Origin of the sequence: Burkholderia sp. BCC1208 (assembly GCF_902833095.1) — a bacterium.
In the GTDB taxonomy this organism is placed as follows: Bacteria; Pseudomonadota; Gammaproteobacteria; order Burkholderiales; family Burkholderiaceae; genus Burkholderia.
The window spans coordinates 378,176-402,183 of sequence record NZ_CADFDY010000009.1 but is presented as its reverse complement, the minus strand read 5'-3'; the positions used below and the strand labels follow the sequence as shown (position 1 = coordinate 402,183).

At 68.6% G+C, this 24,008-nt stretch carries 27 protein-coding genes; 14 read left to right on the top strand and 13 right to left on the bottom strand.

The features are described from left to right. Positions 1-32 precede the first annotated feature (32 nt). Positions 33-953, top strand: coding sequence for an AraC family transcriptional regulator (locus HWX09_RS23260; protein WP_027785923.1), 921 nt, complete (start codon positions 33-35; stop codon positions 951-953). Positions 954-1,114: 161 nt separating this feature from the next. Here HWX09_RS23260 and HWX09_RS23255 read toward each other — a convergent pair whose 3' ends face one another. Together HWX09_RS23255 and HWX09_RS23250 are read right to left on the bottom strand one after the other, a co-directional pair. Continuing rightward, positions 1,115-1,327: a twin transmembrane helix small protein gene (locus HWX09_RS23255; protein ID WP_027785924.1), complete on the bottom strand. Its 213-nt coding sequence runs from the start codon at positions 1,325-1,327 to the stop codon at positions 1,115-1,117. Next, positions 1,324-1,674 (bottom strand): hypothetical protein, encoded by a 351-nt coding sequence (locus HWX09_RS23250; RefSeq protein WP_006489163.1) that lies wholly within the window; start codon positions 1,672-1,674, stop codon positions 1,324-1,326. The genes HWX09_RS23255 and HWX09_RS23250 overlap by 4 nt, the downstream gene beginning before the upstream one ends. A gap of 241 nt (positions 1,675-1,915) precedes the next feature. Here HWX09_RS23250 and HWX09_RS23245 point away from each other — a divergent pair, with 241 nt between their 5' ends. Both HWX09_RS23245 and HWX09_RS23240 read left to right on the top strand, forming a co-directional pair. Beyond that, on the top strand, positions 1,916-2,674 hold the full coding sequence (locus HWX09_RS23245) for a YoaK family protein (RefSeq protein WP_027785925.1): 759 nt from the start codon (positions 1,916-1,918) through the stop codon (positions 2,672-2,674). Between the two features lie 89 nt (positions 2,675-2,763). Then, complete coding sequence (locus HWX09_RS23240) at positions 2,764-2,949, top strand: ribbon-helix-helix protein, CopG family (protein WP_006489181.1); 186 nt, start codon at positions 2,764-2,766, stop codon at positions 2,947-2,949. A gap of 67 nt (positions 2,950-3,016) precedes the next feature. Here HWX09_RS23240 and HWX09_RS23235 read toward each other — a convergent pair whose 3' ends face one another. Next, a complete protein-coding gene (locus tag HWX09_RS23235; protein WP_027785926.1) occupies positions 3,017-3,853 on the bottom strand; it encodes a spermidine synthase in 837 nt (278 codons plus the stop codon). 67 nt (positions 3,854-3,920) lie between these two features. Next, the gene (locus HWX09_RS23230) at positions 3,921-4,262 is read right to left on the bottom strand and encodes a zinc ribbon domain-containing protein YjdM (protein WP_006489167.1); all 342 of its coding nucleotides are present in this window, start codon (positions 4,260-4,262) and stop codon (positions 3,921-3,923) included. A 373-nt stretch (positions 4,263-4,635) separates the two neighbouring features. On the opposite strand from HWX09_RS23230, the gene HWX09_RS23225 reads away from it, so the two are divergent. Then, positions 4,636-4,899, top strand: coding sequence for an HPr family phosphocarrier protein (locus HWX09_RS23225; protein WP_027785927.1), 264 nt, complete (start codon positions 4,636-4,638; stop codon positions 4,897-4,899). A 66-nt stretch (positions 4,900-4,965) separates the two neighbouring features. Then, positions 4,966-5,187, top strand: coding sequence for a hypothetical protein (locus tag HWX09_RS23220; RefSeq protein WP_027785928.1), 222 nt, complete (start codon positions 4,966-4,968; stop codon positions 5,185-5,187). A gap of 20 nt (positions 5,188-5,207) precedes the next feature. Here the strand turns inward: HWX09_RS23220 and HWX09_RS23215 are convergent, their stop codons facing one another. The 3 genes from HWX09_RS23215 to HWX09_RS23205 all read right to left on the bottom strand — a co-directional run bounded on the left by HWX09_RS23215 (position 5,208) and on the right by HWX09_RS23205 (position 9,654). Continuing rightward, entirely contained in the window at positions 5,208-6,335 is a 1,128-nt protein-coding gene (locus HWX09_RS23215; protein WP_027785929.1) for a porin, read from the bottom strand. Positions 6,336-6,511: 176 nt separating this feature from the next. Next, entirely contained in the window at positions 6,512-7,393 is an 882-nt protein-coding gene (locus HWX09_RS23210) for an endo alpha-1,4 polygalactosaminidase (protein WP_027785930.1), read from the bottom strand. Between the two features lie 125 nt (positions 7,394-7,518). Further along, entirely contained in the window at positions 7,519-9,654 is a 2,136-nt protein-coding gene (locus HWX09_RS23205) for a glycoside hydrolase family 36 protein (protein WP_027785931.1), read from the bottom strand. A 363-nt stretch (positions 9,655-10,017) separates the two neighbouring features. Between HWX09_RS23205 and HWX09_RS23200 the strand changes: the two genes are divergently transcribed. The 6 genes from HWX09_RS23200 to HWX09_RS23175 are packed head-to-tail and all read left to right on the top strand — an operon-like array spanning position 10,018 to position 15,801. Further along, the gene (locus HWX09_RS23200; RefSeq protein ID WP_027785932.1) at positions 10,018-10,920 is read left to right on the top strand and encodes a DMT family transporter; all 903 of its coding nucleotides are present in this window, start codon (positions 10,018-10,020) and stop codon (positions 10,918-10,920) included. Continuing rightward, a complete protein-coding gene (locus HWX09_RS23195; protein WP_027785933.1) occupies positions 10,917-12,212 on the top strand; it encodes a D-tagatose-bisphosphate aldolase, class II, non-catalytic subunit in 1,296 nt (431 codons plus the stop codon). Before HWX09_RS23200 ends, HWX09_RS23195 begins: the two co-directional genes overlap by 4 nt. 22 nt (positions 12,213-12,234) lie before the next feature. Continuing rightward, positions 12,235-13,416 (top strand): SIS domain-containing protein, encoded by a 1,182-nt coding sequence (locus HWX09_RS23190; RefSeq protein ID WP_027785934.1) that lies wholly within the window; start codon positions 12,235-12,237, stop codon positions 13,414-13,416. Beyond that, positions 13,413-14,387 (top strand): BadF/BadG/BcrA/BcrD ATPase family protein, encoded by a 975-nt coding sequence (locus HWX09_RS23185; RefSeq protein ID WP_027785935.1) that lies wholly within the window; start codon positions 13,413-13,415, stop codon positions 14,385-14,387. The genes HWX09_RS23190 and HWX09_RS23185 overlap by 4 nt, the downstream gene beginning before the upstream one ends. 34 nt (positions 14,388-14,421) lie before the next feature. After that, positions 14,422-15,234: a DeoR/GlpR family DNA-binding transcription regulator gene (locus tag HWX09_RS23180; RefSeq protein WP_227789678.1), complete on the top strand. Its 813-nt coding sequence runs from the start codon at positions 14,422-14,424 to the stop codon at positions 15,232-15,234. Positions 15,235-15,261: 27 nt separating this feature from the next. Continuing rightward, complete coding sequence (locus HWX09_RS23175; RefSeq protein WP_027785937.1) at positions 15,262-15,801, top strand: GNAT family N-acetyltransferase; 540 nt, start codon at positions 15,262-15,264, stop codon at positions 15,799-15,801. Positions 15,802-15,823: 22 nt separating this feature from the next. Here HWX09_RS23175 and HWX09_RS23170 read toward each other — a convergent pair whose 3' ends face one another. Together HWX09_RS23170 and HWX09_RS23165 are read right to left on the bottom strand one after the other, a co-directional pair. Next, the gene (locus tag HWX09_RS23170) at positions 15,824-16,045 is read right to left on the bottom strand and encodes a hypothetical protein (RefSeq protein ID WP_027785938.1); all 222 of its coding nucleotides are present in this window, start codon (positions 16,043-16,045) and stop codon (positions 15,824-15,826) included. Positions 16,046-16,068: 23 nt separating this feature from the next. Continuing rightward, a complete protein-coding gene (locus tag HWX09_RS23165; protein WP_027785939.1) occupies positions 16,069-16,401 on the bottom strand; it encodes a hypothetical protein in 333 nt (110 codons plus the stop codon). Between the two features lie 587 nt (positions 16,402-16,988). On the opposite strand from HWX09_RS23165, the gene HWX09_RS23160 reads away from it, so the two are divergent. Further along, positions 16,989-17,699, top strand: a complete 711-nt coding sequence (locus HWX09_RS23160; RefSeq protein WP_027785940.1) for a response regulator — start codon at positions 16,989-16,991, stop codon at positions 17,697-17,699. 67 nt (positions 17,700-17,766) lie between these two features. Here HWX09_RS23160 and HWX09_RS23155 read toward each other — a convergent pair whose 3' ends face one another. From HWX09_RS23155 to HWX09_RS23145, 3 genes are all read right to left on the bottom strand, one after another. Next, on the bottom strand, positions 17,767-19,440 hold the full coding sequence (locus tag HWX09_RS23155) for an efflux transporter outer membrane subunit (protein WP_051421425.1): 1,674 nt from the start codon (positions 19,438-19,440) through the stop codon (positions 17,767-17,769). Between the two features lies 1 nt (position 19,441). Beyond that, positions 19,442-21,034, bottom strand: coding sequence for a DHA2 family efflux MFS transporter permease subunit (locus tag HWX09_RS23150; protein ID WP_027785941.1), 1,593 nt, complete (start codon positions 21,032-21,034; stop codon positions 19,442-19,444). 85 nt (positions 21,035-21,119) lie between these two features. Continuing rightward, positions 21,120-22,508, bottom strand: coding sequence for an HlyD family secretion protein (locus HWX09_RS23145; protein ID WP_027785942.1), 1,389 nt, complete (start codon positions 22,506-22,508; stop codon positions 21,120-21,122). A gap of 159 nt (positions 22,509-22,667) precedes the next feature. Between HWX09_RS23145 and HWX09_RS23140 the strand changes: the two genes are divergently transcribed. Further along, positions 22,668-22,868 (top strand): hypothetical protein, encoded by a 201-nt coding sequence (locus HWX09_RS23140; protein ID WP_027785943.1) that lies wholly within the window; start codon positions 22,668-22,670, stop codon positions 22,866-22,868. Between the two features lie 198 nt (positions 22,869-23,066). Further along, positions 23,067-23,540 (top strand): NUDIX hydrolase, encoded by a 474-nt coding sequence (locus HWX09_RS23135; protein WP_051421426.1) that lies wholly within the window; start codon positions 23,067-23,069, stop codon positions 23,538-23,540. Here HWX09_RS23135 and HWX09_RS23130 read toward each other — a convergent pair. Next, complete coding sequence (locus HWX09_RS23130) at positions 23,515-23,997, bottom strand: hypothetical protein (RefSeq protein ID WP_027785945.1); 483 nt, start codon at positions 23,995-23,997, stop codon at positions 23,515-23,517. The two genes, HWX09_RS23135 and HWX09_RS23130, sit on opposite strands and share 26 nt — an antisense overlap. Positions 23,998-24,008: the final 11 nt, after the last annotated feature.

Here is a 24,008-nt window from a genome sequence, read left to right as displayed (position 1 = left end):
GGTTTTTCGTCGAGATCGTCCGGGGATTGCGCGTGGACCCGCTATCGGAAGTGCTGTCGCTGCTGGAGACGCGCGACTCGTTTTTCACCGGCCTGCGCGCCGGCGGCCCATGGGCGGTCGACCTTCCCCCGCCCAGCGGGATCAAGTTCAATGCGGTGGTCGAAGGCAGTTGCTGGCTGACCGTCGACGGTGAGGGACCGCCCGTCCAGCTACGCGCGGGGGACTGCTTCCTGCTCGCCGCACCGCGGGCATTTTCGCTGGCGAGCGATCCGTCGGTCGCGCCGGTACCGGTCGCCGACGTGTACCGGCATGTCGAGCACGGTATCGCGCACTATGCCGAACCGGCCGACTGCTTTCTGATCGGCGGCCGCTTCGCCTACGAGGAAGGCATGCCGCTGCTGCTCGGCAACCTGCCGCCCGTGGTGATCGTGAGCGGCGATTCCGAACAGGCGGCGGTGTTGCGTTGGTCGCTGCAGCAGCTCGCGCGGGAATTCGGCGCGTCGTCGCCGGGCGGGTCGCTGATGGTTCGGCATCTCGGACACATGATGCTCGTGCAGATCCTGCGGCGCTATGTGGACGCCGGCGCGAACGGCGACGTCGGCTGGCTTGCCGGGTTCGCGGATTCGCGGGTCAGCGCGGCGCTGGCCGCGATTCACGCCGCGCCCGAGCGACGCTGGACCGTCGACGCCCTCGCGGCCTGCTGCCACGTGTCGCGTTCCACGTTCGCACTGCATTTCAAGCGGCGGCTCGGGTTCGGGCCGCTCGAATACGTGCTGCGGTGGCGGATACAGGTGGCGATGCGCGAACTGCGCCGCTCGAACGCGTCGATATCGGCGATCGCGCAGCGGCTCGGCTACGACTCGGATAGCGCGTTCGGCCATGCGTTCAAACGCATCGTGGGTCGTTCGCCGCGCGCATATCGTCATGACGTGACGAACGAGTCGGGCAACTAGCGTCGTTACCGCGTCCATCGGGCACGCGATGTTGCGATTCCGTCGACGCCACGCATTCGCATCGCGACCATCGGGATAAGTATTCTTATCACAATAGACGCATCAGCCACGCAAACCTGCGTTTGCGAAAACGCCCCGCATGCCGCGAGGCGTCCACCGGCTTACCGCCCGATCGGCAAGCCCGTCGGTTCGATCCAGCCGAGCTTGTACGCGATCAGCAGCGACAGAAACAGCGTGATCGACAACCCGACACGCGCGGCAAGCGACCACGCCATCCGCTTGGACTTGCCGCGATCGTGATTCATGAAGTACAGCGCGAAGATAAGGCTCGCGATGATCATCGCGAATGCCACGGAAACCAGCAGGGTTTTCATTGCCGTTGCCTTTGAAGATCCGAATCGGCCTGAATCAGTTCGGCCAGTTTTTGCCGCTCGTCGGCGACGCCGCCGACGCCCGACGCCGGCCAGTCCAGCGCGACGCCATTGCCGAGCGAATCGCGCACGAGTGCCTGATACCGCCGGTCGTTGATCGTGCCGTGCTCCATCGTGTCCGAGATCTCGCGCCGGAACGGCAGCGGGAAACTCGCGTACGCGCGCGACAGCGCCGCATATTGTCTCGCATCGATCTCTTTCGACGATGGTATGACAGTCCAGATCACCACGGCGACGATGGCCGTGAACGGGATCGCCGTGTAGCGAAGGATGAACTTGATCGGGGTCATGAAGCGGTGAGCAGAAGTAATCGCAAGCACGCGCCGCGCGGCAACGGAACAGCCGGCCGGCAGCGCCTCGCATCATTGTACTGAAAGCACCATCCGGCCAACAGAGTATGATAATGACATTATCATGTTCATCACATGATTCGACGGCCCCGGCATCCGGTGCGGGCAGCGTGCCCGTCACGCCGCCCGCACCGGTTTTCCGCCCGTACCCGCGCATCCGCGACGATTGAGCGAAACCCTTATGCCAGCGCAGTACTTCCGAACCCTGACGGGAAAACACCGCAGCGCGACCGCGAACCGCCAGCTCGGGTTTTCGCTCGCGTTCGTCGCCGGCGCGACCAATGCCGGCGGATTTCTCGCGGTCAAGCAGTACACGTCGCACATGAGCGGCATCGTGTCGGCGATCGCCGACACGACGGCGCTCGGCGACGTGCGGCTCGCGCTCGCCGGCATCAGCTCGCTGGGGTCGTTCCTGATCGGCGCCAGTTGCTCGGCGATCCTCGTCAACTGGGGGCGCCGCCGCGGGCTGCACAGCCAGTTCATGCTGCCGCTGCTGCTCGAAGCCGCGCTGCTGTTGCTGTTCGGGCTGCTCGGCAGCCACCTCGCGCTGTGGGAAACGTTCTTCGTGCCGGTGACCGTGACGCTGCTGTGCTTCATCATGGGGCTGCAGAACGCGACGATCACGAAGCTGTCGGGCGCGGAGATCCGCACGACGCACGTGACGGGCATCGTGACCGACCTCGGCATCGAGCTCGGCAAGCTGTTCTACTGGAACCGCTCGGCGATCGACGTCGACGCGCACGCGGTGATCGCCAACCGTTCGAAACTGAGGATTCACGCGACGATGCTCGCGTCGTTCCTCGTCGGCGGCCTGGCCGGCGCGATTGGTTTCAAGCACGTGGGCTACATATCGACCGTGCCGCTCGCCGCGGTGCTCGTCACGCTCGCCATCGTGCCGGTGATCGACGACCTGCTCGCGCTGCTGCGCGGCAAACGCTGATCGTGCACCACGGACGGCGCTGGCGCGCGGTAACGCCGAAAGCGGATCGATTATAATTTGATTAACATACCGACCACCCTCGCCCCGTCATGGAAACGAAAACCGCCCGCCTGACCGTCCTGATCGATCCCGCGAAGAAGGAAGCCTTCGAGATGCTCTGCGCGGAGCAGGATCTTACGCCGTCGCAAGTCGTGCGGCAGTTGATCCGCGAATATCTCGACCGGCACGGCGTCACGTACAAAACCCGGAGCGCGATCGGCAAGCGCGTGAAGTAAGCGCGGCCGCAAAGGCGCGCGCGGCGCCGCCGCGATACCCCAGGCACCTCAAGTATCCGAAGTACCGTTACGCGCCGATCTCCCAGCGTTCGTGCGACTGCGCGCGCCAGACCAGCCGCCGCGGATCGATGCCCTCGCCGTGCTTCATGCGCCTCGCGGTGGCGGCCAGCTTCAGTTCGCCGGCCTGCGGACAGGCGAGCGCCCGCTCCAACAGGATACGCAACGACGGCAGCCGGCTGCCGTCCTTCCATGCGAATGCAACGAAGTTGTTGTCGTCGCCGCACGGCACCAGCGCATACGACGAACCGAATACCGATCGCAGTTGCTCGAGGTGGCGCGGCAATGCCGGATCGTCGTCCATGAAATTGATCGCGAGCACGCCGGATTCGCTCAGGCGCGCGCGGCACGCGTCGAGGAAGGTGCCGCCCGTACAGCGGCCGCGCATACCGTCGGCGACGAACGCATCGTGCAGGATCACGTCCGTGCGGACGTCCGCCCGTTCCAGATGATCCGCGCCGTCGGCGCATACCACGCTGAAGCGCGCGTCGTCGGCAGGAATCCTGAACACGTTGCGCAGCGCGATCACGTCCGGATTGATCTCGACCGCTTCGATCGTCGTGCCGGGCAGATGGCGGTAGCAGTACTTCGCGAGCGAACCGCCGCCGAGCCCGAGCATGCAGATGTGTGCGGGCTCGGCCTGCAGCAGCAGGAAACCCATCATCACGCGCGTATAACCGAGCGTGAGCCGCAGCGGATCGCGCAGCGACATGAAGCTCTGGGTGCCGAGATGATCGAAGTGCAGCGAGACCGCGTTCTGCGTCTCCAGCACGAATGGCCGGCCGTCATTCAGCGGCGTCGCCAGGAACCTGACGAACGCGTCGTAGGAAATTCGATCCTCGGCCATGTGCGGGTACTCGGGTGAAAACGCGGCGGATGAAAACGCGGATGCGACGGTCGCCTGAACCGTGCGCTCAGACCTTCTTCAGGTAGCACGCCTTCAGCATGAAGCCGCCCATGTCGGTCTTGCAGTCGACTTCGTGATCGCCGCCGACGAGCCGGATGCTCTTGACCTTGGTGCCCATCTTCAGCGTGATCGACGAACCCTTCACGCGCAGATCCTTGATCAGCACGACCGAATCGCCGTCCGACAGCACGTTGCCGTTCGCGTCCTTGACGACGTCGCCTGCCGGCTCGTCGCCGGCCTCGGCGCCGGCGTCGGCCGACCATTCATGGCCGCAGTCCGCGCACACGGTCAGCGCGCCGTCCGGGTAAGTGTTTTCCATCGCGCATTGCGGGCAGGCGGGGGCGTTCATTGCGGTTTCCATTCGGGGAGGAGTTCGGGTCGATCGACGATGCCGGGCGAGCAGATTGCGCGCCCGGCCGCGCGGCGAATCGCCCCGCGGCAGCGCCGCGGGCCGGCGTCGGCGCACACCGCATTATAATGCAATTCACATGATGCAGGCCGATGCATTATAATCACCCACTTGCGACAATCCGCGAACTTGAAAGCGCCTTCGCAGCGGATGTCGGCATGTTCGCGCCGAATGGCGCGTACAATCCGCCCGGCCGGCGCTCCGCGACCCTGCGGGAAATCGTGACATGCCGGCCGCCCGATGTCCGCGACATGTGCGCAAGCATGCGTGTCGCGCGCCGCCCCGCCCACCTGTCCGGAGGCTTTCCAGCATCGTGGCAACCGTTGTGTACGTTGAAATCGGCCCCGCCTGGAACCGCAATCGGGGTCGCGCCGCGCGCGACGCGGCTGTGGAAGCGGCGCGCCGCTTCCACAGCGACATCCAGCTGATCGCGAACGGGCACGGCAGCAACGCAAAAGACAGCGGCGCGATTGCGTCGCTCCAGGTTCACGGCGGCACGTCGGCCCAGGTGCTCGCCACCGGCCCCGACGAGGAAGCGGCGCTGCACGCGCTGCTGCCGTTGCTCCAGGCAAGCTGACGCCTGGCGTCGCCAATCCCGCGGCCGCGAGCCGTCCACCCCGAAACGCCATTTCCCGAGGAAGCGATGAACGACAATCCGACGTCCAACACCCCCAACCTGTCGGCCTCCGCGATCTGGGCGCTCGAACGCCTCGCCGATGTTCGCTACGGTCGCGACGCGCCGGCGCTCGGCTGGTCGATCGCGCGAGAGCTCGTCGGCGCCGGCTTCGTCTGCCATCCCCCGCACGGCCGCTCCGGCGCGTCGATCACGGCCGAAGGGCGCTCCTTCCTGAAAAGCCGGAAGTAACGCGCGCGCCAGCATCCGGCTCAGAACCGGTGCCGGATGCCGACGATCGCGAGCAACTGCGAATTCGTGCCGGCATCGACGTTGTACGACCCGATCACGGCCTGGGCCGGCCCGGTTCCGTTGAAGCCGTTCGCGTGCTGGTAGCCGACCGTCGTGTAGAGATCGGTGCGCTTGCTCAGCAGATAGTCGACGCCGACGTTGACCTGGTGATAGCGCGCGGACGAATCGCCGCCCGACCACGTGAAGTTGTAGCCGACGATCGTCAGCAACGACGGCAGCGCCTGCCATTGCGCAAATGCGGAACCGTTCCGGTAGCGCTGCGCATGCACGAACGTCGATGACGCGTCGGGCCGGTATTCGCTGAAGCTGAACGCCGCGCCGACCGTCACGTTGCCGATCGCGTACTGCGCACCGGCGCGCGCGATTTCGATCGACCGCGCCGACGCATACGCGCGGTTCACCGCGCTGTTGAAGAACGAATCGGCCGACGATACGCCGCGCGTCGAACGGATCGCGTTGCCGTTGTCGACGTGCACGTAGCCGGCCGCCGCGCTCAACGGACCGTCCGCATAGCCGAGCGCGCCGGCATACGCGAGCCCCGACCCCGATGCGCCGGCCACGCCGCCGGGCGACACCATCGCCGCAACCGTCACGCCGTGCCACACCGCGCTCGTCCATTTGACCGCGTTGCTGAACGTCACGCTGCTGTCGTAGTTGTCGACGTCGCCGGGCGGCGCGAAGAGCCCGCTGAACGCATCGGCCGTGATCGGCTGCACGAGATCCGTCACCGGGTCGTTCTGCCGGCCGAGCGTCAGCGTGCCCCACGTACCGGACGCGATGCCGACGAACGCCTTCGAGCCGAACAGCCGGCCGCCGTCGAGCTGGCCGGTCCCGACGTCGAAATTGTTCTCGAGCGTGAAGATCGCGTTCATTCCGCCGCCGAGTTCCTCGCTGCCGGTCAATCCCCATTCGTTCGCCGACAACGCGCCTGACGACATCGATACGCGCGACTTCCCGCCTTCCGCGTGGTTCAGATACGCGATACCCGTGTCGATCGTGCCGTACAGCGTGACCGAACCCTCCGCGCGCGCGGCGACGGACAACGCGGTCGCCACGGCGGCGCCTGCAATCAGCATGCAATTTTTCATCGTATTTATGGATAAGTAGTGCGAATCGATTTGGACATACATCGATGCGGCATCGGCCGTGCATGGCGCACCCGCTCGCGATATCGCGATACTCGCGGCGCGCACGCCCGGACCCAGAGCGTGCGCGCGCGGACATCGGTTACACGGGTTCGCCCGTCACGACGGGCGCGGTTCGATCAGGAGGCGTCGCAGCTGAACCGGTAGCTGTCGTCGAGCTTCTTCGCCAGCACGAGCGTGCGCATGTTGAGCGCGCGCGCCGCATTGCACAGCGTGCGCTGCCCGCTCGGCGTCCGGTATTTGCCCGCATACTCGGCGTTCAGCACCGGCTTGTTCTTCGAGGTGAATACCGTGTAGCCGTCGCACTCCTTCTGCTCGTTGCACTCTTCGTTCACCGCGAAGTCGAACGACGGTTCGAGCGCCACGAGCTGGTCGACGTCGTTCTTCAGCCCGACCGCCAGATTGCGCTTGTGCGCCTCGTTCGCGATGAACACGTTGAACGCGTACTGATCGGTGTCCTGCAACGGGAAACCGGTGTCGTTCGCATAGCCGTCGACGTTGTCGGGCTCGACGCCGTCGCACCCCTTCTCCACCGCGCGGTCGAGACGCGCCGTCATGATGTCGCGCACGTTGCTCGAACGGATGTCGAGCCAGCGCTCGCCTTCCCACTCGTCGAGCTTGTTGCCCTGGTCGGACGCCTTGAACTTCGAGAAATCGGGCCGCCAGTTCTCCGAACTCCCCGCCGAGAAATAACAGACGACCTTGCGCCCGGCCTGCTTGAGCGCCGCGATCGTCGCCGGATCGGTATCGAACAGGTCGATATCGTAGATGGCCACGTCGTACGACGTATTGAGCTTGCCCTTGAGCTGCCATTGCCACGTATCGGCAACCACCGGCGTCCAGTGCGACGCGGCGCGCGCGGGCGCCGCCACGGCCGGCGGCGGTGCGGCAAAGGCCTTGGCCGACAGCGGGTCGGACGACCCGTCGCCGCAGGCCTGCAGGATCGAGGCGCACAGCGCGAGCGCCGCGACACCGGAAAGGTTGCGTGCAATTTTTTTCATCGAAGCATCTCCAGTGGAGGGATCGGAATGACGAATGGAACTGCGCGTTGCGGAACTGCCGGTTGCCCGGTGAGGCGCGACGAGACGCGCGCCGGGCGGTGGTACGCGGTGTTGCGAGGCGACACTCACGCGTCGAGCGGCTCGGCGCGCAGCAGCGCCGCATGCTCGAAGCGCAATGCGATCGCGTCGTGCCCCGGCGCGATGCGGCCGACCTCGCGATTGCCGTTCGCGTAGTCGACGATCCGGTACGACCGGCCGGGCTGCAGGCCGCGCAGGGCGACCGGGCCGCTCCAGCGGTCGGCGTAGAACGCGTAATGCAGCACGCCGTCCTTTTCCACGACGTGTGCCTCGGGCTTGTCGAACGCGATGTCGTACAGCTCGCCGCGATAGCGGCCCTCGGCGAGCCGGTGCGCGTCGTAGACCTCGACCCAGTGCCGCCACACCTGCTCGTGCTCGGGCGTCAGCAGGAACGAATCCTTCGGCTTCGGATCGACGGGCCACGTGAACTTCGTCGAGATGACCGCGCCGACGCCCACCGCCGACGCGAAATCGCGGCCGCCGTCGCTCAGTTCGACGTGGTCGCCCGCATACGCGGACGACGCGCCCATCAACGCCTTCAACGTCTTGCCCTTGTGGCGCACCTGCCAGCTCGACAGCGGATCGGATGCAGGCGCCTGATCGATGTAGCGCATGTTGTGGAACGCGTATGCGGTGCCGCACGGGCACACTTCGACGACCGCGTCCGGCTTGACCGCATGCGCGGCGGCATGAAACACGCGGTAGAAATCGGCGAGATGCTCGACCGAATCCTCCGGCCGCGCATGCCGGTGCGCGGGGTTGTAGCACGGCGCGACGCCGTTCAGGTGCTGGCCGTCGATCTTCACGCCGTCGAAGCCCCACTCGCCGATCACCTTCTTCATGAGTGCGGCGACGTGCGCCTGCGTCTTTTCGTAGGCCGGGCACAGATAGAAGCTGTTCCACCAGGTGATCGCCTGCGGTGCGCCGTCCGCGTCGAGCAGCAGCATGTCGGTGTGGTCGTGCAGTTCGTCGCTGCCCGGCGCGACGGCGAGCGGCGCGATCCACAGCCGCGCCTTCTGCCCGCTGGCATGGATGTCGTCGACGAGCGCCTTCATGTCCGCGTCGCCGGCCGGGAATTTCGCGCGGTCCGGCACCCAGTCGCCGGTACGCCGTTGCCAGCCGTCGTCGAGCACCGCCCACTTGAAGCCGAGCGCCTGCACCTTCGGCAACGTCGCACGCACGTAGTCGAGACTGAACTGGCGCTCGTAGCCCCACGCACACCAGATCGGCTCGTACGCGCTCGCCGGCGGCTGCGGCGAATGGAAACCCTGCGCGCCCATCATCTGCCGATACGTGTCGAGCGCGACGAAATAATCGCCGTCGTGCAGCATCACGAATGCGGTCGGCGTATCGAGCGTCGCGCCCGGCGCGAGCGTGATCGTCTTCTCGCCGCGCAGGCCGAGCGAGACTTCGTCGCGCACCGCCTTCACCGGCAGCGATACGAGGCGCGGCACGGTGTCGAGATGCCCGAGCGCGATGCCCTGATCGCGCCGCCACACATCGACGACCGGCGTGCCGCCGCCATAGTCCGACGCGTTCATGCCCATGAAATTGCGCTGGTCGAAGCCGGTCTTCACCGGCTGCACCCAGTCGCGCCGATCCGCGTGGCTCGCGCCGGAATAGGTCCAGTAGCCGCCCGCGCCGGCCGCGGCCGGCAGCAGCCGGTGCGCGGCGACGTTCCATGCGCGGACGTCGGTCGCCTGCGTGCCGACGTTGCGGAACTGCGTGTCGATCAGCGCGACGCCCGGCCGCGCTTCGAGCAACGTGACGCGCACCGTCTTCTCGAAGCCGTTCGCCGACCGGCCCACCAGCCGCAGTTGCCGCCCCGCGCCGAATACGGTGGAGACGTCGGCATGCGCGGCGTCGACGAGCGCGAAGCGGTCGATCGTGCGCACCGGCCGCGTGTCGGGCGCGGGGCCGTCCGGGGTCGGCGCCGGCGCCGGGCCGACCAGCTGTTCGAGCGTCTCGCTCGCATCGAAGCGGGTCAGCGCACGCGTGCCGCCGCCGCGACGCACGGCCAGCCGGCTGCGCATCGCCGGATCGAACTCGATCACGAGCCGGTCGTCACGCAGCGCGACGCGCTGCGGCTCGCCGCCGCGCGCATCGCGCACGCCGACACCGACCAGAATCGGGCTCGCCGCACCGGCGGCCAGCCACTGCACGAACGCGCGCCGGGTGGTCATGGGCGCACCTCGCGACGCAGCGGCACGCGGCGCGCCGGCCTGCCGACGAGCCGGACAGGCAGTGGAAATCGAAAGGAAAAGCAAGCGTTCATACCGAATTCCTCGTGAAGAAGGGCCGTGCGCCGACACATCCGCCTTGCGCAGATCGGCAATCTAGTCGATCTTTCGTTTTCTTTCGTTTGTGGTTTACACTAATAACGAAAGAAAACGAAAGGCCGTAGATTGGCGGCTCCCGACGGATGATTCTGGCGTTTTCCGATGAAACGTCGTCGGGCCCGCCCGCCGAATGCGACCGATTCCGCCTTGCACGGCATCAAACGAAAGTATTCGACGGATCAGAACTCACTTGGAAAGACGCGACCGATGCAAAACAACTGGCTCGTTCACGCGCTCGTCACCACCCTGCTATGGGGCGTGTGGGGCGCATTCACCGGCTTGCCCGCCGAGCATGGCTTCCCCGATACGCTGATCTACGTGGTCTGGGCGTTCACGATGATTCCGCCGGCGCTGGTCGCGCTCGGACGCGCCGGCTGGCGCGTGCGGCACGACGGCCGTTCGCTGGCGCTCGGGCTCGCCATCGGGCTGCTCGGCGCGGGCGGTCAGATGCTGCTGTTCCGCGCGGTCGAATCGGGGCCGCCGTATCTCGTGTTCCCGATCGTGTCGCTGTCGCCGGCACTGACGATCGCGCTGTCGTTCCTGCTGCTGCGCGAACGGACGGGCAAGCTCGGCGTGGCCGGCATCGTGCTCGCGCTGTGCTCGCTGCCGCTGTTCGATTTCCAGTCGGGCCAGGGGCCCGCGCGGTTCGGGCTGTGGTTCGCGCTCGCGCTGCTGGTGCTCGTGGCATGGGGGCTGCAGGCGTATTTCATCAAGATCGCGAACGCGACGATGGACGCGGAATCGATCTTCTTCTACATGGCGCTCACGGGCCTGCTCTGCGTGCCGTTCGCGCTGTGGATGACCGACTTCGGCCGCACGATCAACTACGGGATCAACGGCCCGGGCCTCGCCGCCGTGATCCAGGTGCTGAATGCGATCGGCGCGCTGACGCTCGTCTATGCGTTCCGCTTCGGCAAGGCGATCGTCGTGTCGCCGCTCGTCAACGCGGGCGCGCCGCTGCTGACGTCGGTGATCTCGATGGCCGTCACCGGTACGACGCCGACCGGCAGCAAGCTGACGGGCATCGCGCTGGCGCTGCTGGCCGCGCTGCTGCTCGCGCTGCAGCCGGAAGGCGCCGGGGCGACCGACGCGGCGGGGGAATCGGCATGAACCACCTGCTCGATCTCGTCCGACGTCACAAGCAGTCGTCTCGTCACGCGCCGCCCGGCACGCCCGCGATCGGCATCCCGTCCGTGTGCTCCGCGCATCCGGTCGCGATCGCCGCCGCGCTGCGCGAATGCGCGGCGCGCGAACGCCCCGCGCTGATCGAAGCGACCTGCAACCAGGTCAACCAGGACGGCGGCTACACGGGCATGACGCCGCACGACTTTCGCCGCCACGTATTCGACATCGCCGCGCGCGAACAGGTGAGCCCCGATGCGATTCTGCTCGGCGGCGACCACCTCGGCCCGAACGCCTGGCGCCGGCTGCCGGCCGCGCATGCGATGGACAAGGCCGAGACGATGGTCGCGCAGTACGTGGCGGCCGGCTTCCGCAAGCTGCATCTCGACTGCTCGATGTCGTGCGCGGACGATCCGTCGCCGTTGCCCGAAGCCGAGATCGCCGCGCGTGCGGTGCGCCTGTGCCGCGCCGCCGAGGCCGCGTGGGCGGCCGGTTCGCCGCGCGGCGACGCGCCCGTCTATGTAATCGGCACCGAGGTCCCGGTGCCCGGCGGTGCGCACGAGACGCTCGACGCGCTGGCGGTCACCGCGCCCGAAGCAGCCGGTTCGACACTCGCGCTGCACCGCGACGCGTTCGCGCGCGCCGGCCTGGACGATGCGTGGGCGCGCGTGATCGCGATGGTCGTGCAGCCGGGTGTCGAGTTCGATCATCACAAGGTGATCGACTACGACGCCGGCAACGCGCGTGAACTGAGCGCATTCATCGCCAAGGAACCCGCGCTCGTGTTCGAAGCGCATTCGACCGATTACCAGACGCCCGACAACCTCGCGCAGCTCGTACGCGATCACTTCGCGATCCTGAAGGTTGGCCCCGGCGTGACCTTCGCGATGCGCGAAACGCTGTGGGCGCTCGCGGCGATCGAGCGCGAATGGCTCGGCGGCGACGACGGTTTCATCGCGACCGTGCTCGGCGTGATGCGCAGCGAACCGGCGCACTGGCGCGATTACTACCCGGGCGGCGCGCAACTCGAACTCGACCTCGCGTACAGCCTGAGCGACCGCATCCGCTATTACTGGACGCATCCCGCCGTGCAGCGCGCGTGCGCCGACCTGCTCGCGCGCCTCGATGCGTCGCCGCCGCCGCTCACGCTGGTCAGCCAGCATCTGCCGCGCCAGTACGAGGCCATCCGCGAAGGACGGCTCGCGCTGCGCGCCGGCGCCCTGTTGCAAGACGGTACGGCCGCGGCCGTCCGTCCGTATCTCCACGCGTGTGCCGCGTGACCGACTCTCCTCAGATCCGCTCATGGAATTTCTCGACCTCGATCCCGCCGACCTCACCCGCCGCCACGCCGCTCACACGGCACGCGAAATCGCCCAGCAACCCGACGTCTGGCCCGACGTGCATGCCGTCGTCGACGCGCAGCGCACGGCGCTCGACGCGTTTCTCGCGCCGCTGCTCGCCGATCCCCGGCTGCGCATCGTCCTGACCGGCGCCGGCAGCTCGGCGTTCATCGGACAGTGCCTCGTGCCCGCGCTGCGGCACCGCTTCGGCGGCCGCGTCGAAGCGGTGGCCACCACCGACATCGTCGCGAACCCCGCCGATACGCTAGAGCCGGGCATGCCGACGCTGCTGGTCTCGTTCGCGCGCTCCGGCAACAGCCCCGAAAGCGTCGCGGCCGTCGAGCTGGCGGATCGCCTCGTCGACGGCTGCCACCACCTCGCGTTCACGTGCGCGGCCGACGGCATGCTGAACCGCCGCCTCGGCGCCCATCCGCGCGCGCACGTCGTGCTGTTGCCCGAGGCCACGCACGATCAGGCGTTCGCGATGACGTCCAGTTTCAGCGGCATGCTGCTCGGCGCGGCCTGGGCGTTCGGCGTAGCCGGCATGCCGGTCGGGCCGCTGGCCGACGCCGCGCGCACGATGCTGCGCGAACAGGCGTCGCGGCTCGCCGCGCACGTGCGGCAATTGCCCGAGCGCGTCGTGTATCTCGGCAGCGGCACGCTGCTCGGGCTCGCGCGCGAAGCCGCGCTGAAGCTGCTGGAACTCACCGACGGGCAGATCGTCGCGATGGCCGAATCGCCGCTCGGTTTCCGGCACGGCCCGAAAACGTTTCTCGACGAACGGACGCTCGTCGTCGTGCTGCTGTCCGGCGATCCGCATACGCATCGCTACGACCTCGACCTGCTGCACGAACTGCGGCGCGAAAACCGCGCGGCCGGCATACTGTCGATCGGCGTCGCGCCGGCCGATGGCGCGGGCGACGCCCGCACGTTGCCGCCGTCCGACGACGACCTGACGGTGCCGCTGCCGCCCGGCCTGCCCGATCTCGCGCTCGCGCCCGTCGCGCTGATCCTCGCGCAGTGTTTCGCGCTGCTCGCCTCGCTGCGGCTCGGACTGACGCCCGACAACCCGAGCGCGTCCGGCACCGTCAATCGCGTCGTGGCCGGCGTCACCATTCATCCGTATGCGGGGCAGCCCACATGACTCCACTTTTTCTCGGCATCGACGGCGGCGGCACGAAAACCGCGTTCATGGTGATCGACCGGCAAGGCCGCGTGCGGGCACGCCATGAAACGACCACCAGCTACTACCTCGAGATCGGCATGGACGCGCTGCGCACGCTGCTCGCCGACGGCGTGCGCGCGGTGCTGGCCGCGGCGAACGTCGCGCGCGACGACGTCGCGTTCGCGTTCGCCGGCCTGCCCGCGTACGGCGAGGACAGCCGCCTGCTGCCCGAACTCGACGGCCTGCTCGCGCCGCTGTTCGCGCGCGAGCGCTACCGGATCGGCAACGACATGGTGTGCAGCTGGGCCGGCACGCTGGCGGGCGGCGACGGCATCAGCATCGTCGCCGGCACGGGATCGATCGCGTACGGCCAGCTCGAAGGCCGCGCCGCGCGCTGCGGCGGCTGGGGCGAGATCTTCGGCGACGAGGGCTCGGCCTACTGGCTCGCGCGCGAAGGGCTAGCCGCGTTTTCGCGGATGGCGGACGGCCGCGCCGCACGCGGGCCGCTGTTCGACATCGTGCGCGCGCACTTCGCGCTGGAACACGATCTCGACGTGTGCGCGGCCGTGAATTCCGGCGCGGTGCGCAGCCGCTTCGCGCAATTGTCGCGGCTCGTGATCGATGCGGCGCACGCGGGCGACCGCGAAGCGCACGCGCTGATCGACCGCGCGACGGACGAACTCGCGCAACTCGCGGCGGGCGTCGCGCGCGCCCTCGGCTGGCCGCCCGGCGAGCCGCTGCCGGTGTCGTATTCCGGCGGCGTGTTCAACGCCGGTGCGCTCGTGCTCGATCCGCTGCGCGACGCGCTCGCGCGCCGTGTACCGCATGCGGTGCTCACCGCGCCGCGGCTCGGGCCGCACGTCGGCGCGGCCGTCCACGCGGCCCGGCTGGCGGGCATGCCGCTCGACACGCCGGCCTTGCATGCGCTCCAGCCCGGGCAGGGGTTTTGATATCATTTCGGCTCCCTGTCTTGCCGAAATGGACATGCCCGCTCACCGAGTGCCTCCGCCGCCCGCCGTCGATCACGCGCCGCTGCTTGTCGAAGAACGTCGCCGCCTGATCTGCGAGCTGGTGCGCGAACGGGAGAAGGTGACCGTCGAGGAGCTGGCCGAGCGGTTCGGCATTTCGCTCGTCACGGTGCGCAGCGACCTGAACGCGCTCGCGGCGGCCGGCGCGGTGCTGCGTACCCACGGCGGCGCGCTGGTGCTGCGCGAGAGCGACGAGGTGCCGATCGCGGTCAAGCAGAAGCTCCGTCACGCGGAGAAGGTGCGGATCGCGGCGGCGGCCGCCGCGCTGATCGGCGACGGCGAAACGATCCTGCTCGACTCCGGCAGCACGACCGAGGAAATCGCGAAGCAGATCCTCGCGATGAAGCTGCAATCGCTGAACGTCATCACCAATGCGCTGAACGTGGCGGTGCTGCTCGCGGCCGCGCCGCACATCAACCTGATCATGCCGGGCGGGCAGCTTCGGCCGAACTCCTATTCGCTGTCCGGGCCACAGGCCGTCGTCGCGCTGCAGGGGCTGTACGCGGACCGGCTGTTCCTCGGCGTCGACAGCCTCGATCCCGAGATCGGCCTGATGACGCCGCACCTGCTCGAAGCGCAGCTCAACGCGCAGATGCTGAAGATCTCGCGCCAGGTGATCGCGGTCGCCGATTCGTCGAAGCTGATGAAACGCAACCTGTCCGTGATCGCGAGCGTCGAGCAGCTCGACATGCTGATCACCGATACGGGCGCCGACGCGGCCGTGGTCGACGACCTGCGCCAGCGCGGCATCGACGTGCTGACGGTCTAGCCGCCCGATTCCCATCCGGATACCGCGATGCCCTCCGTCTCGTCCCCGCCCGTTCTCGATACGCCGCGCCTGATTCTCGAAGGCCATCCGCTCGGCGACTTCGACGCACTCGCCGCGATGTGGGCGGAACCCGGCGTCGTCGCCCATATCTTCAACGGCGAGCCGTCCACGCCGCGCGACTCGTGGATGCGCATGCTCGCGTATCGCGGGCTGTGGCCGCTGCTCGGCCATGGCTACTGGGCGATCCGCGAAAAGGCGTCGGGCCGCTATGTCGGCGATCTCGGCTTCGCCGATTTCCATCGAAACATCGAGCCGTCGATTCGCGGCGTGCCGGAAGCCGGCTGGGCGCTGGCGACCTGGGCGCAAGGCAACGGCTATGCGACCGAGGCGCTCGCGGCCGCGCTCGCCTGGCTCGACGCGCAGCAGCGCTTCGAACGCAGCGTGTGCCTGATCGCGCCGACCAATGTCGCGTCGATTCGGGTCGCGGAGAAAGCCGGTTACGGCGAGCCGCTGCGCATCCGCTTGAACGACGCCGATTCGTTGATGTTTTCGCGCAAGTGTCGCTAGGTGCGGCGAACCGGCGGCCGCGTCAGTCGGCGACTGGTTCGTAGCAATGCATGAAGAGGCCGTCGTCCATCGGCCAGCAGTTGCCGGATTCATCGCGCAGGATCCAGTCGCCCGGCTTCACCGGCCGCCAGCCTTCCGGCGTCGCGACGGCCCACCTGCCGTGACGGCGCTCTACCCGTTCATGGTCGCCGTCGGCGAACCATCGTGTCGCATCGACCTGACCGGCGCGTTTTCTGAATTTCATACCACCACCGAAGGAAACGAATCTCAGTGTCGCGTTGCCGCGGCACCGGTGTCGAGCGACCGCTGCCGCGCCCTCTGCGCGTTCGTTGCCGCGCGGGTTGCCTGCAACGCCGTCCAGCCCTCCGCGATGAGCGCCTCCAGCGTGTCGCGCGCCGCGGTGGAGATCCGGACATCGATCTCCTGCAGTTTCATCAGCGCCGAGACGACCTCGTCCGGTTGATCGGGTGCGAGCGCAACGATGAACGCCGAACGCCTCTCGGCAGCCCGGACGGCCTCGCTCCAGTCGGCACGCGCCACCGCTGCTTCGATCGCATGCGTGAGCGACTCGAGACTCAGAACGACTTGCAACGGCGTCATTTCGCCTCCCCGTGAATGATTCGTACTGTCCGCTTGCCGGCCCGTCGGCAGCCGTCGCGGCGTCGAGCCGACCCCGCGCATCCGGTTCCGCACGCGCGCAGCACGACTCGACGTGTCGTAGAAGCACGCAGTCGAGGCGACCGGGAAACAGAACGCCACCGCAGTATCCGACGCGCGTGAGTCAGGTCCGGGAATTGTAGGGAGCGGAACGTGCCCACGTCGGTAATATTTTGTAATGATATGTCGACTAACCTTGCCTGGCGTGGGTTCGGCCGGTGGTGGCGAGGTTCGCGACGCCCGGTTGACGCAAACGTTTTCGTCTGAAGGATGCCTGCTCGCGCATCGTCGCGAGCGCCGCGCCGGCGCTCGCATCGGCCCGTTTCAACGTCACACACGGCCCGGCGCCGCCCGGCCCGCGCTTTCTACTTCCGGCAGCGATTTGCCCATCGCTCAGTTCACCGAACGATCCAGATTTCGTCACATTCCGCCGGAATGTTGCGCAGTATCATCCACGTCGCTTCGGCTACGACGCGTTCGGACTGGGCCTGACCGCTCGCCACCTTCCCGTTTTGCCTCTTCGTTTACCGATGCCCATCCGAATCCTGCTCGTCGAAGACGACGTCCCGCTGTCCGCGCTGATCGCCGAGTATCTGCGCAAGCATCATTACCAGGTGGACACGCTGTTCGACGGCGCCGGCGCGGTGCCGGCGATCGTCGCGAACCGACCCGATCTGGTGCTGCTCGACGTCAACCTGCCGGGCAAGGACGGCTTCGAGATCTGCCGCGAGGCCCGCATGCAGTACGACGGCATCGTGATCATGGTGACGGGCCGCGACGAGCCGTTCGACGAATTGCTCGGCCTGGAACTCGGTGCGGACGACTTTCTCCGCAAGCCGATCGATCCGCGCCTGCTGCTCGCGCGGATCAAGGCGCAGTTGCGGCGCACGCGCGTGCCGGCGGGCGACCCCGTGCCGGATTCGCCGCAGCGATACGTGTTCGGCAAGTTCTCGATCGACCGGGCCGATCGCCGCGTGCATCTTCCCGACGGCAGCATGCCGCGTTTGACGTCGACCGAATTCGACCTGCTGTGGGCCCTCGTGTGCCGCGCGGGCGAGGTGGTCAGCCGCGAAGACCTGACGCTGCTGCTGCGCGGCATCGCGTTCGACGGCCTCGATCGCTCGATCGACGGCCGCATCTCGAAGCTGCGCCGCAAGCTGCGCGACGATGCGAACGAACCGAAACGGATCAAGACCATCCGCTCCAAGGGCTATCAGTTCAGCAAGCACGGATGGGAATGAGGCCGCGCGTGGGCCGACGGGCGGCAGTGCGCGCGCGCGGCCCGCGAGGTGCGGCGCGCGCTCGCGGCTATTGCGGGCGAGCCGTACCGGTATCCGTATTCGTATTCGTATTCGTATTCGTGCTCGTATTCGTGCTCGCGCCGGCCTGCCATCCGCCGCCGAGCGCCTTGTAAAGCGCGACGAGATCGGTCGTCTTCTGCAACGCACCCTGCTCGGCCTGCTGCCGGCCTTCCGACCATTGCCGCTCGGCGTCCAGCACGTCGAGGAACGGCGACAACCCCTTCCGGTAGCGATCGCGCGCGAGGTCCAGCGCGCCCTGTTCGGCCTTCACCGCATCGTCGAGCGCGGCCGCGCGCGCCTGGTCGGTGCGGTACACGGCCAGCGCATTGTCGACGTCGCGCAGCGCGACGAGCACGGCTTGCCGGTAGGCGAGCGCCGCTTCGGCCTGGCGCGCCTGCGACAGCCGCAGGTTCGACACGAGCGCGCCGCCGGAAAAGATCGGCAGCGACACGGCCGGCCCGAACGCATAGAACAGATGCGACCAGTGCGCGAGCTCGCGCACGTGCGACGCGCGCAGGCCGACCTGCCCCGTCAGCGAAATGTCCGGATAGAACTGCGCGACCGCGACGCCCACGTCGGCGGTGGCCGCATGCAGCTCGGCCTCCGCGCGGCGGATGTCGGGGCGCCGGCGCGCGAGCGTCGACGGCAGGCCGACGGGTACGGTCGGCGGCACGTCCGGCAGCGCGCGCGGGGCGTCAAGCCAGTCGTCGAGCGCGCCCGGCGCGCCGCCGACCAGATACGCGAGGCCGTTGCGCAGCAGGACGATCTGCTGGTCGAACTGCGGCAGTTGCGCGCGGATCTGCGCGAGCCGCGCGTCGGCGCTGCGCACGTCGAGATCGCTCGCGAGACCATGCGCGGCCTGCTCGCGCGTCAGGTCGAGCAGGTCGCGCTGCGCGCGTTGCAGGTCGTCGGCCAGCGCGCGCTGCGCTTGTGCGCCGCGCAATTGCAGATAGGTCTGCGCGACTTCGGCCTCGAGCGACAGCAGCGCGTCGTCGCGGCTCGCGACCGCCGCGCTCGTCTCGGCGCCGGCCGCTTCGACCGAGCGGCGCACGCGCCCGAACAGGTCCAGTTCCCACGATGCGTCGAACCCGGCCTGCCACAGGTTGACCGGCGCTTCGAGGGCATCGAGCGCGCCGCGCGCGCCTTGCTGCACGCGCGCGCCGGTTCCCGGCCCGAACCGGTCGAGCGGCGAGCCCGGCGCGCCGAGACGATCGACGCGCTGGTCGATGCCCTGCTCCTCGACGATGCCTTTCAGGCCGAGCTGTTCGCGCTGGTAGCTCGCGGTCGCACGCACGTCCGGCAAACCCTGCGCGGCGGCGGCGCGAACCTGCGCGCGTGCCTGGGCGATGCGCAGCACGGCGGCCTGCACGTCGAGGTTGTCGTGCGCGGCGCGCTCGACGAGCTGATCGAGCAGCGGATCGCCGAACGCGCGCCACCAGCGCGGATCGGGGTCGGCATCGATCGTCGGCGAAGAGCGTGCGGCCACGCCGGATGCAGGGGCTGCCGCCTGGCCTTGCGCCTGCATCGCGTGCCAGGTGTCCGGAACGTCCGCGTGCGGCGGCTGGTAGTCGGGCCCGACGGTGCAGCTCGCGACAATGGCGCATCCCGTGAATATCGTCGCCGCGCGACACGCGATGGTGCGAACCGGGCGGCGGTTGCGGTTGTCCCGATGCATGCGCATGTCAATGCCCTCCCGCGCCGCCCGCGGCCTTCGCCGGCGTGAACAGGAACGTCAGCGGAATGCTGAACGCGCAGAACACCGCGAGGATCGCGAACACGTCGATATACGCGAGGATCGTCGCCTGCGCGATGAATGTCTCGTACAGCCGCCCGCTCGCCGTCTGCAGCGCGGCCGACGGCGGCGCGCCCGTCAGCGCGCCGATCGCGCGTGCGTTCTCCTGCAGCGCGTCCTGGAAGTTCTGCGACAGCGTCGACATGTGCGTGGACAGATGGGCCATGCGCGCCTGCGTGCGCTCGCGGATCAATGCGGTCGACACCGAGATGCCGATCGAGCCCGCGACGTTGCGGAACATCGTGAACAGCGCGGACGCGTCGTCGTTGAGCCGCCGCGGCACGGTCAGATACGCGAGCGTCGTGATCGGCACGAACATGAAGCCGATCGCGAGCGACTGCGCACACCGGATCATCACGAGGTGCTTGTAGTCGATGTCGGGCACCAGCGTGCGCGAATAGATCAGCGAGCCGCACAACAGCACGAAACCGAACCCGACGAGATAGCGCGTCTGCACGTGCGGCATCAGCCGGCTCACGAGCGGAATCTCGAGCGTGATCAGCAGCGCGCCGGGCGACAGCACGAGCCCCGCGAGCGTCGCCGTGTAGCCCAGGTGCTGCTGCGCGAGCTGCGGCACGATCACCGCGCTGCCGTACAGCACGGCCGCGAACGTCGCGATCGTCACGCAGCCCAGCGCGAAATTGCGATCGCGCAGGCACGACAGGTCGACCACCGGTTTCTTCGTGCGCAGCAGCCACAGCGTCGCGCCGATCAGCCCGAGCGCGGACAGCACGGCAAAGACGCGGATGAAGTTCGAGCCGAACCAGTCCTCGTCCTCGCCGCGATCGAGCATCACCTGCAGGCAACCGAGCCCGATCGCGATCAGACCGATGCCGATGTAGTCGATGGAGATCCCGCGTTCGGCGCCGCGCCGCCACGGCGGATCCTCGACGAGCTGCATCACCGCGAGCACGGTCAGCGCGCCGATCGGCACGTTGAGCAGGAACACCCAGCGCCACGAGAAATGGTCGGTGATCCAGCCGCCGAGCGTCGGTCCGAGCACCGGCGCGACGACGATCGCGATGGCCGAGATCGAGAACGCGCGGTTGCGCTGCTCGGGCGGAAACGTATCGAGGATGATCGACTGCTGGTTCGGCTGCAGGCCGCCGCCGAATAGCCCCTGCAGCACGCGGAACACGATCAGTTCGCCGAGGTTGGTCGCGACGCCGCACAGGAACGAGCACACGGTAAACGCGGCGATGCACAGCATGAAGTAGCGCTTGCGGCCAAGCAGGCGCCCGAGGAACCCCGAGATCGGCAGCACGATGCCGTTCGCGACGAGGTACGACGTGAGCGTCCAGGTCGCCTCGTCGTAGCTCGCCGACATCGTGCCGGCGATGTGCGGCAGCGCGACGTTGACGATCGTCGTGTCGAGCACTTCCATGAACGCGGCGAGCGTGACGACGATCGCGACGAGCCACGGGTTCGCGGCGGGACGCCACGTGCCGCCGGACGCGCCGCCGCGGTCGGGCGGCCGGTTCATCGGCGGGCCTCGTGAGGCAGGGACGGCATGCGGGTATCGGGCATCGGATCGCTCCGGTCGAAACCGGCCGCGGCACGGCGGCCGGTCATTTCAGGTGGACGGTCGGCTCGACCGACAGGCCGAGACCGAGCGGCGGACGGGTCGGCAGCGGGCCGTCGAGCACGATCTTCACCGGCACGCGCTGCACGATTTTCACGAAGTTGCCGGTCGCGTTCTCGGTCGGGAACGCGGAGAAGCGCGACCCGCTGCCGAGCTGGATGCTGTCGACGTGGCCGTGCAGGTCGAGATCGGGATACGCGTCGACCGACACGTCGACGCGGTTGCCGATGCGCATCCGCTCGAGCTGCGACTCCTTGAAATTCGCGGTGATCCACACGCGCGGCGTGACGATCGAGAAGATCGACGTGCCCGGCTGCAGGAACGAGCCCAGTTGCACGTTGCGTCGCGTGACCCAGCCGTCGGACGGCGCACGCATCTCGCAGTACGACAGGTTCAGGTTGGCCGTCTCGAGCTGCGCGCGCGCCTGCAGCACCTGCTGGCGGCGTTCCTCGACGGCCGTCTCGGCCTGCCGGATCTGCTGCGGCACGAGGCTCGCGGTGCGCGCCTGCGCCTGGGCCATCGCGACGTTCGCATCGGCGGTCGCGCGCTGCGCGTCGGCCGCGTCGATCGCCTGCTGCGACGTTGCGCGCGCATCGACCGCGCGCTGCCGCGTCTGCGCGGCGAGCGCCTGCCGGTACGCGGCTTCCGCGGATTCGATCTGCGCGCGCGCTTGCCGGTACTGGGCCGGATACTGCACGCGCGCGATATCGAGCTGCACGCGCGCCGCGTCGAGCTGCGCCTGCGCGAGACCGAGCTGCGCCTGCGCCGCATCGACCTGCGCACGGTAGTCGCGCGGATCGATCTCGACGAGCACGTCGCCGCGCCGCACGAACGTGTTGTCGTCGACCGCCAGCCGCGTCACGTAGCCGGACACGTGCGGCGCGACCGCGACCGCGTTGCCGTCGGTGTACGCATCGTCGGTGCTTTCCTGGTTGCGCGTCGCGAACCACCAGACGAGCCCGGCGACGAGCAGCACGAACACCACCGCACCGAGGATGATCAGCGGCTTTTTGCCGGGCCGCTTGCGTTCTCCGTCGCCGTTGCCGTTGCCGCCCTCTCCGTCGCCGCCGGTGCGGCCGCCGCGATCGTCGTGCGGATGGTGGTCGCCGCCACCGCCGCCCGGCGCGTCGGTCGGGCGCTCGCCGCCGCGGTCCGGCGCGGCGCCCGAGCCGCCGCCGCCGGACTGGCTGTCGCCCGCACGCGCGACGGCGGTCGGCCAGCGGGCGTGCAGCGGCGTCGACGGTACGACATCGGCCCTCGCCGGCGCGAACGCGTCCGGCGCGCCGGCGCCGTACCGTCCGACCGTCGACGCGCGCCGGAGCGCGACGCCGAATCGCTCACGAACGGATAACGGGCACAGAATCGCATCGGGCATGAAACGAGGCTCCAGACGGTGGCGGCGCGCGTCATTGCCCGCGCCGACCTCAAGCGCGCGATCAAGCAAACAGCGGACCCGGCGACGTGCTTCGCCCGCACCCGGTACGCCCGATGCGCGACAGGCAGGCTTGGACGGCCCCGACAGGACTCGCGAACCATGACACGCTCGACCTCACTCGACACCGACACACGCGGCGAAGATCGCGGCGACAGCACGCCCGGCCCCGAAGGCAAGCGCCGCGGCACGGCCACGCCGCCGCCGCGCAGCGCCCACGATCCGGCCGAAGGCAAGCCGGCCGAGCCGGACGGCGGGACACCGCCGCATCGCACGCCATCCGGGGAACACGGCGACGCGTGAGCGCCGCGCGTCGCACGGAATCGCCGCTCGCTTGGCCGCGACAGGCGGCGGCAGAAATGACAAGCCGTTGAAAAATCGCGGACGACGACCGGCAGGCGGCTCCGAAACGCTCGCGCGAAGCCCGGCGCGGTGGCGATGCAGGAACGCAAGTTGCGGCACGGGGGCATGGATCTTTCAATCACCCGTCGCCTGCCCTTCATGACGCTACCCGACCCGTCCGATTTCCCTGTGCGCGCGGTGCCGCTGGCGCCGCTGGCGAAGGAACGCGCAACGATCGTCTGCCATCGCAACCAGCGCGTGCTGCTCGTCGCCCGCGGACCGTCGTCGCGCTGGACGCTACCGGGCGGCGTGATTCGCCGGGGGGAATCGGCGCTCGACGCCGCGCATCGCGAACTTCGGGAGGAAACGGGGCTCGCCGATCTCGACCTCGCGTATTTCTTCTACGTGGACGGCAGCGTGAAACGCCATCACGTATTCGTCGCGAGCCTGCCGCGCGGCGCCCACGCGTGCCCGGGCCGGGAGATCGCGCTGTGCCGCTGGGTTCGAATCGACGCGGTGCCGCACTGGCCGGCGAGCGCGCCGACACAGCGCATCATTCGCCAGTTCGCGGACCTGAGCGCCGCGTGCGGCCTGCAGCCGGCGCCGGTCACGCGTCTTTCGTCGTCTCGTTGAGGCCGGCAATCGGCGGCTGCGGATCGCGCGCGAGCCCTTGCGCGAAAACCTTCAGTCCTTCCAGCAACGGCGTCAGCGCATCCCACAACGCCTCGTCGTGCAGCAGCCGGTAGACGCCGCGCACGCCGGGCGCGACGTGCTCGTGCTGCGCCGGCTGCCATGCGCCTACGTGATGCAGCGCGTCGGCCGCCGCGAACGCGGCGCGGCCGAACTGTTCCGGCGGAATGCGCGACAGCGCCGTCACCAGCATCGCGAGATTCTGCATGCCGCTCTGCATGCCGGGCTTGTCGAGCGCATCGACGAACGTGTCGGCCAGCCGCGCGTTCGCGCTGACCACCTCGTTCGCGAAGCGCAGGAAGCCGTGCCGATGCAGACTGCCCAGCAGGTGTTCGAGCGCGTCGTGTGCGCCGGGCTCCGGATGCGGAGGTGTCGTGTCGGGGGACTGGCGTTCGGTCATGGGCTTGCTCC

Bases quoted from the DNA above. Each gene is read 5' to 3' on its own strand.
- HWX09_RS23145 (WP_027785942.1), bottom strand. From the start codon at position 22,508: ATGCCCGATGCGATTCTGTGCCCGTTATCCGTTCGTGAGCGATTCGGC.
- HWX09_RS23210 (WP_027785930.1), bottom strand. From the start codon at position 7,393: ATGAAAAAAATTGCACGCAACCTTTCCGGTGTCGCGGCGCTCGCGCTG.
- HWX09_RS23195 (WP_027785933.1), top strand. From the start codon at position 10,917: ATGAACCACCTGCTCGATCTCGTCCGACGTCACAAGCAGTCGTCTCGT.
- HWX09_RS23245 (WP_027785925.1), top strand. From the start codon at position 1,916: ATGCCAGCGCAGTACTTCCGAACCCTGACGGGAAAACACCGCAGCGCG.
- HWX09_RS23215 (WP_027785929.1), bottom strand. From the start codon at position 6,335: ATGAAAAATTGCATGCTGATTGCAGGCGCCGCCGTGGCGACCGCGTTG.
- HWX09_RS23160 (WP_027785940.1), top strand. From the start codon at position 16,989: ATGCCCATCCGAATCCTGCTCGTCGAAGACGACGTCCCGCTGTCCGCG.
- HWX09_RS23240 (WP_006489181.1), top strand. From the start codon at position 2,764: ATGGAAACGAAAACCGCCCGCCTGACCGTCCTGATCGATCCCGCGAAG.
- HWX09_RS23235 (WP_027785926.1), bottom strand. From the start codon at position 3,853: ATGGCCGAGGATCGAATTTCCTACGACGCGTTCGTCAGGTTCCTGGCG.
- HWX09_RS23150 (WP_027785941.1), bottom strand. From the start codon at position 21,034: ATGAACCGGCCGCCCGACCGCGGCGGCGCGTCCGGCGGCACGTGGCGT.
- HWX09_RS23205 (WP_027785931.1), bottom strand. From the start codon at position 9,654: ATGACCACCCGGCGCGCGTTCGTGCAGTGGCTGGCCGCCGGTGCGGCG.
- HWX09_RS23230 (WP_006489167.1), bottom strand. From the start codon at position 4,262: ATGAACGCCCCCGCCTGCCCGCAATGCGCGATGGAAAACACTTACCCG.
- HWX09_RS23175 (WP_027785937.1), top strand. From the start codon at position 15,262: ATGCCCTCCGTCTCGTCCCCGCCCGTTCTCGATACGCCGCGCCTGATT.
- HWX09_RS23185 (WP_027785935.1), top strand. From the start codon at position 13,413: ATGACTCCACTTTTTCTCGGCATCGACGGCGGCGGCACGAAAACCGCG.
- HWX09_RS23250 (WP_006489163.1), bottom strand. From the start codon at position 1,674: ATGACCCCGATCAAGTTCATCCTTCGCTACACGGCGATCCCGTTCACG.
- HWX09_RS23135 (WP_051421426.1), top strand. From the start codon at position 23,067: ATGACGCTACCCGACCCGTCCGATTTCCCTGTGCGCGCGGTGCCGCTG.
- HWX09_RS23140 (WP_027785943.1), top strand. From the start codon at position 22,668: ATGACACGCTCGACCTCACTCGACACCGACACACGCGGCGAAGATCGC.
- HWX09_RS23255 (WP_027785924.1), bottom strand. From the start codon at position 1,327: ATGAAAACCCTGCTGGTTTCCGTGGCATTCGCGATGATCATCGCGAGC.
- HWX09_RS23220 (WP_027785928.1), top strand. From the start codon at position 4,966: ATGAACGACAATCCGACGTCCAACACCCCCAACCTGTCGGCCTCCGCG.
- HWX09_RS23170 (WP_027785938.1), bottom strand. From the start codon at position 16,045: ATGAAATTCAGAAAACGCGCCGGTCAGGTCGATGCGACACGATGGTTC.
- HWX09_RS23200 (WP_027785932.1), top strand. From the start codon at position 10,018: ATGCAAAACAACTGGCTCGTTCACGCGCTCGTCACCACCCTGCTATGG.
- HWX09_RS23180 (WP_227789678.1), top strand. From the start codon at position 14,422: ATGCCCGCTCACCGAGTGCCTCCGCCGCCCGCCGTCGATCACGCGCCG.
- HWX09_RS23165 (WP_027785939.1), bottom strand. From the start codon at position 16,401: ATGACGCCGTTGCAAGTCGTTCTGAGTCTCGAGTCGCTCACGCATGCG.
- HWX09_RS23155 (WP_051421425.1), bottom strand. From the start codon at position 19,440: ATGCGCATGCATCGGGACAACCGCAACCGCCGCCCGGTTCGCACCATC.
- HWX09_RS23190 (WP_027785934.1), top strand. From the start codon at position 12,235: ATGGAATTTCTCGACCTCGATCCCGCCGACCTCACCCGCCGCCACGCC.
- HWX09_RS23130 (WP_027785945.1), bottom strand. From the start codon at position 23,997: ATGACCGAACGCCAGTCCCCCGACACGACACCTCCGCATCCGGAGCCC.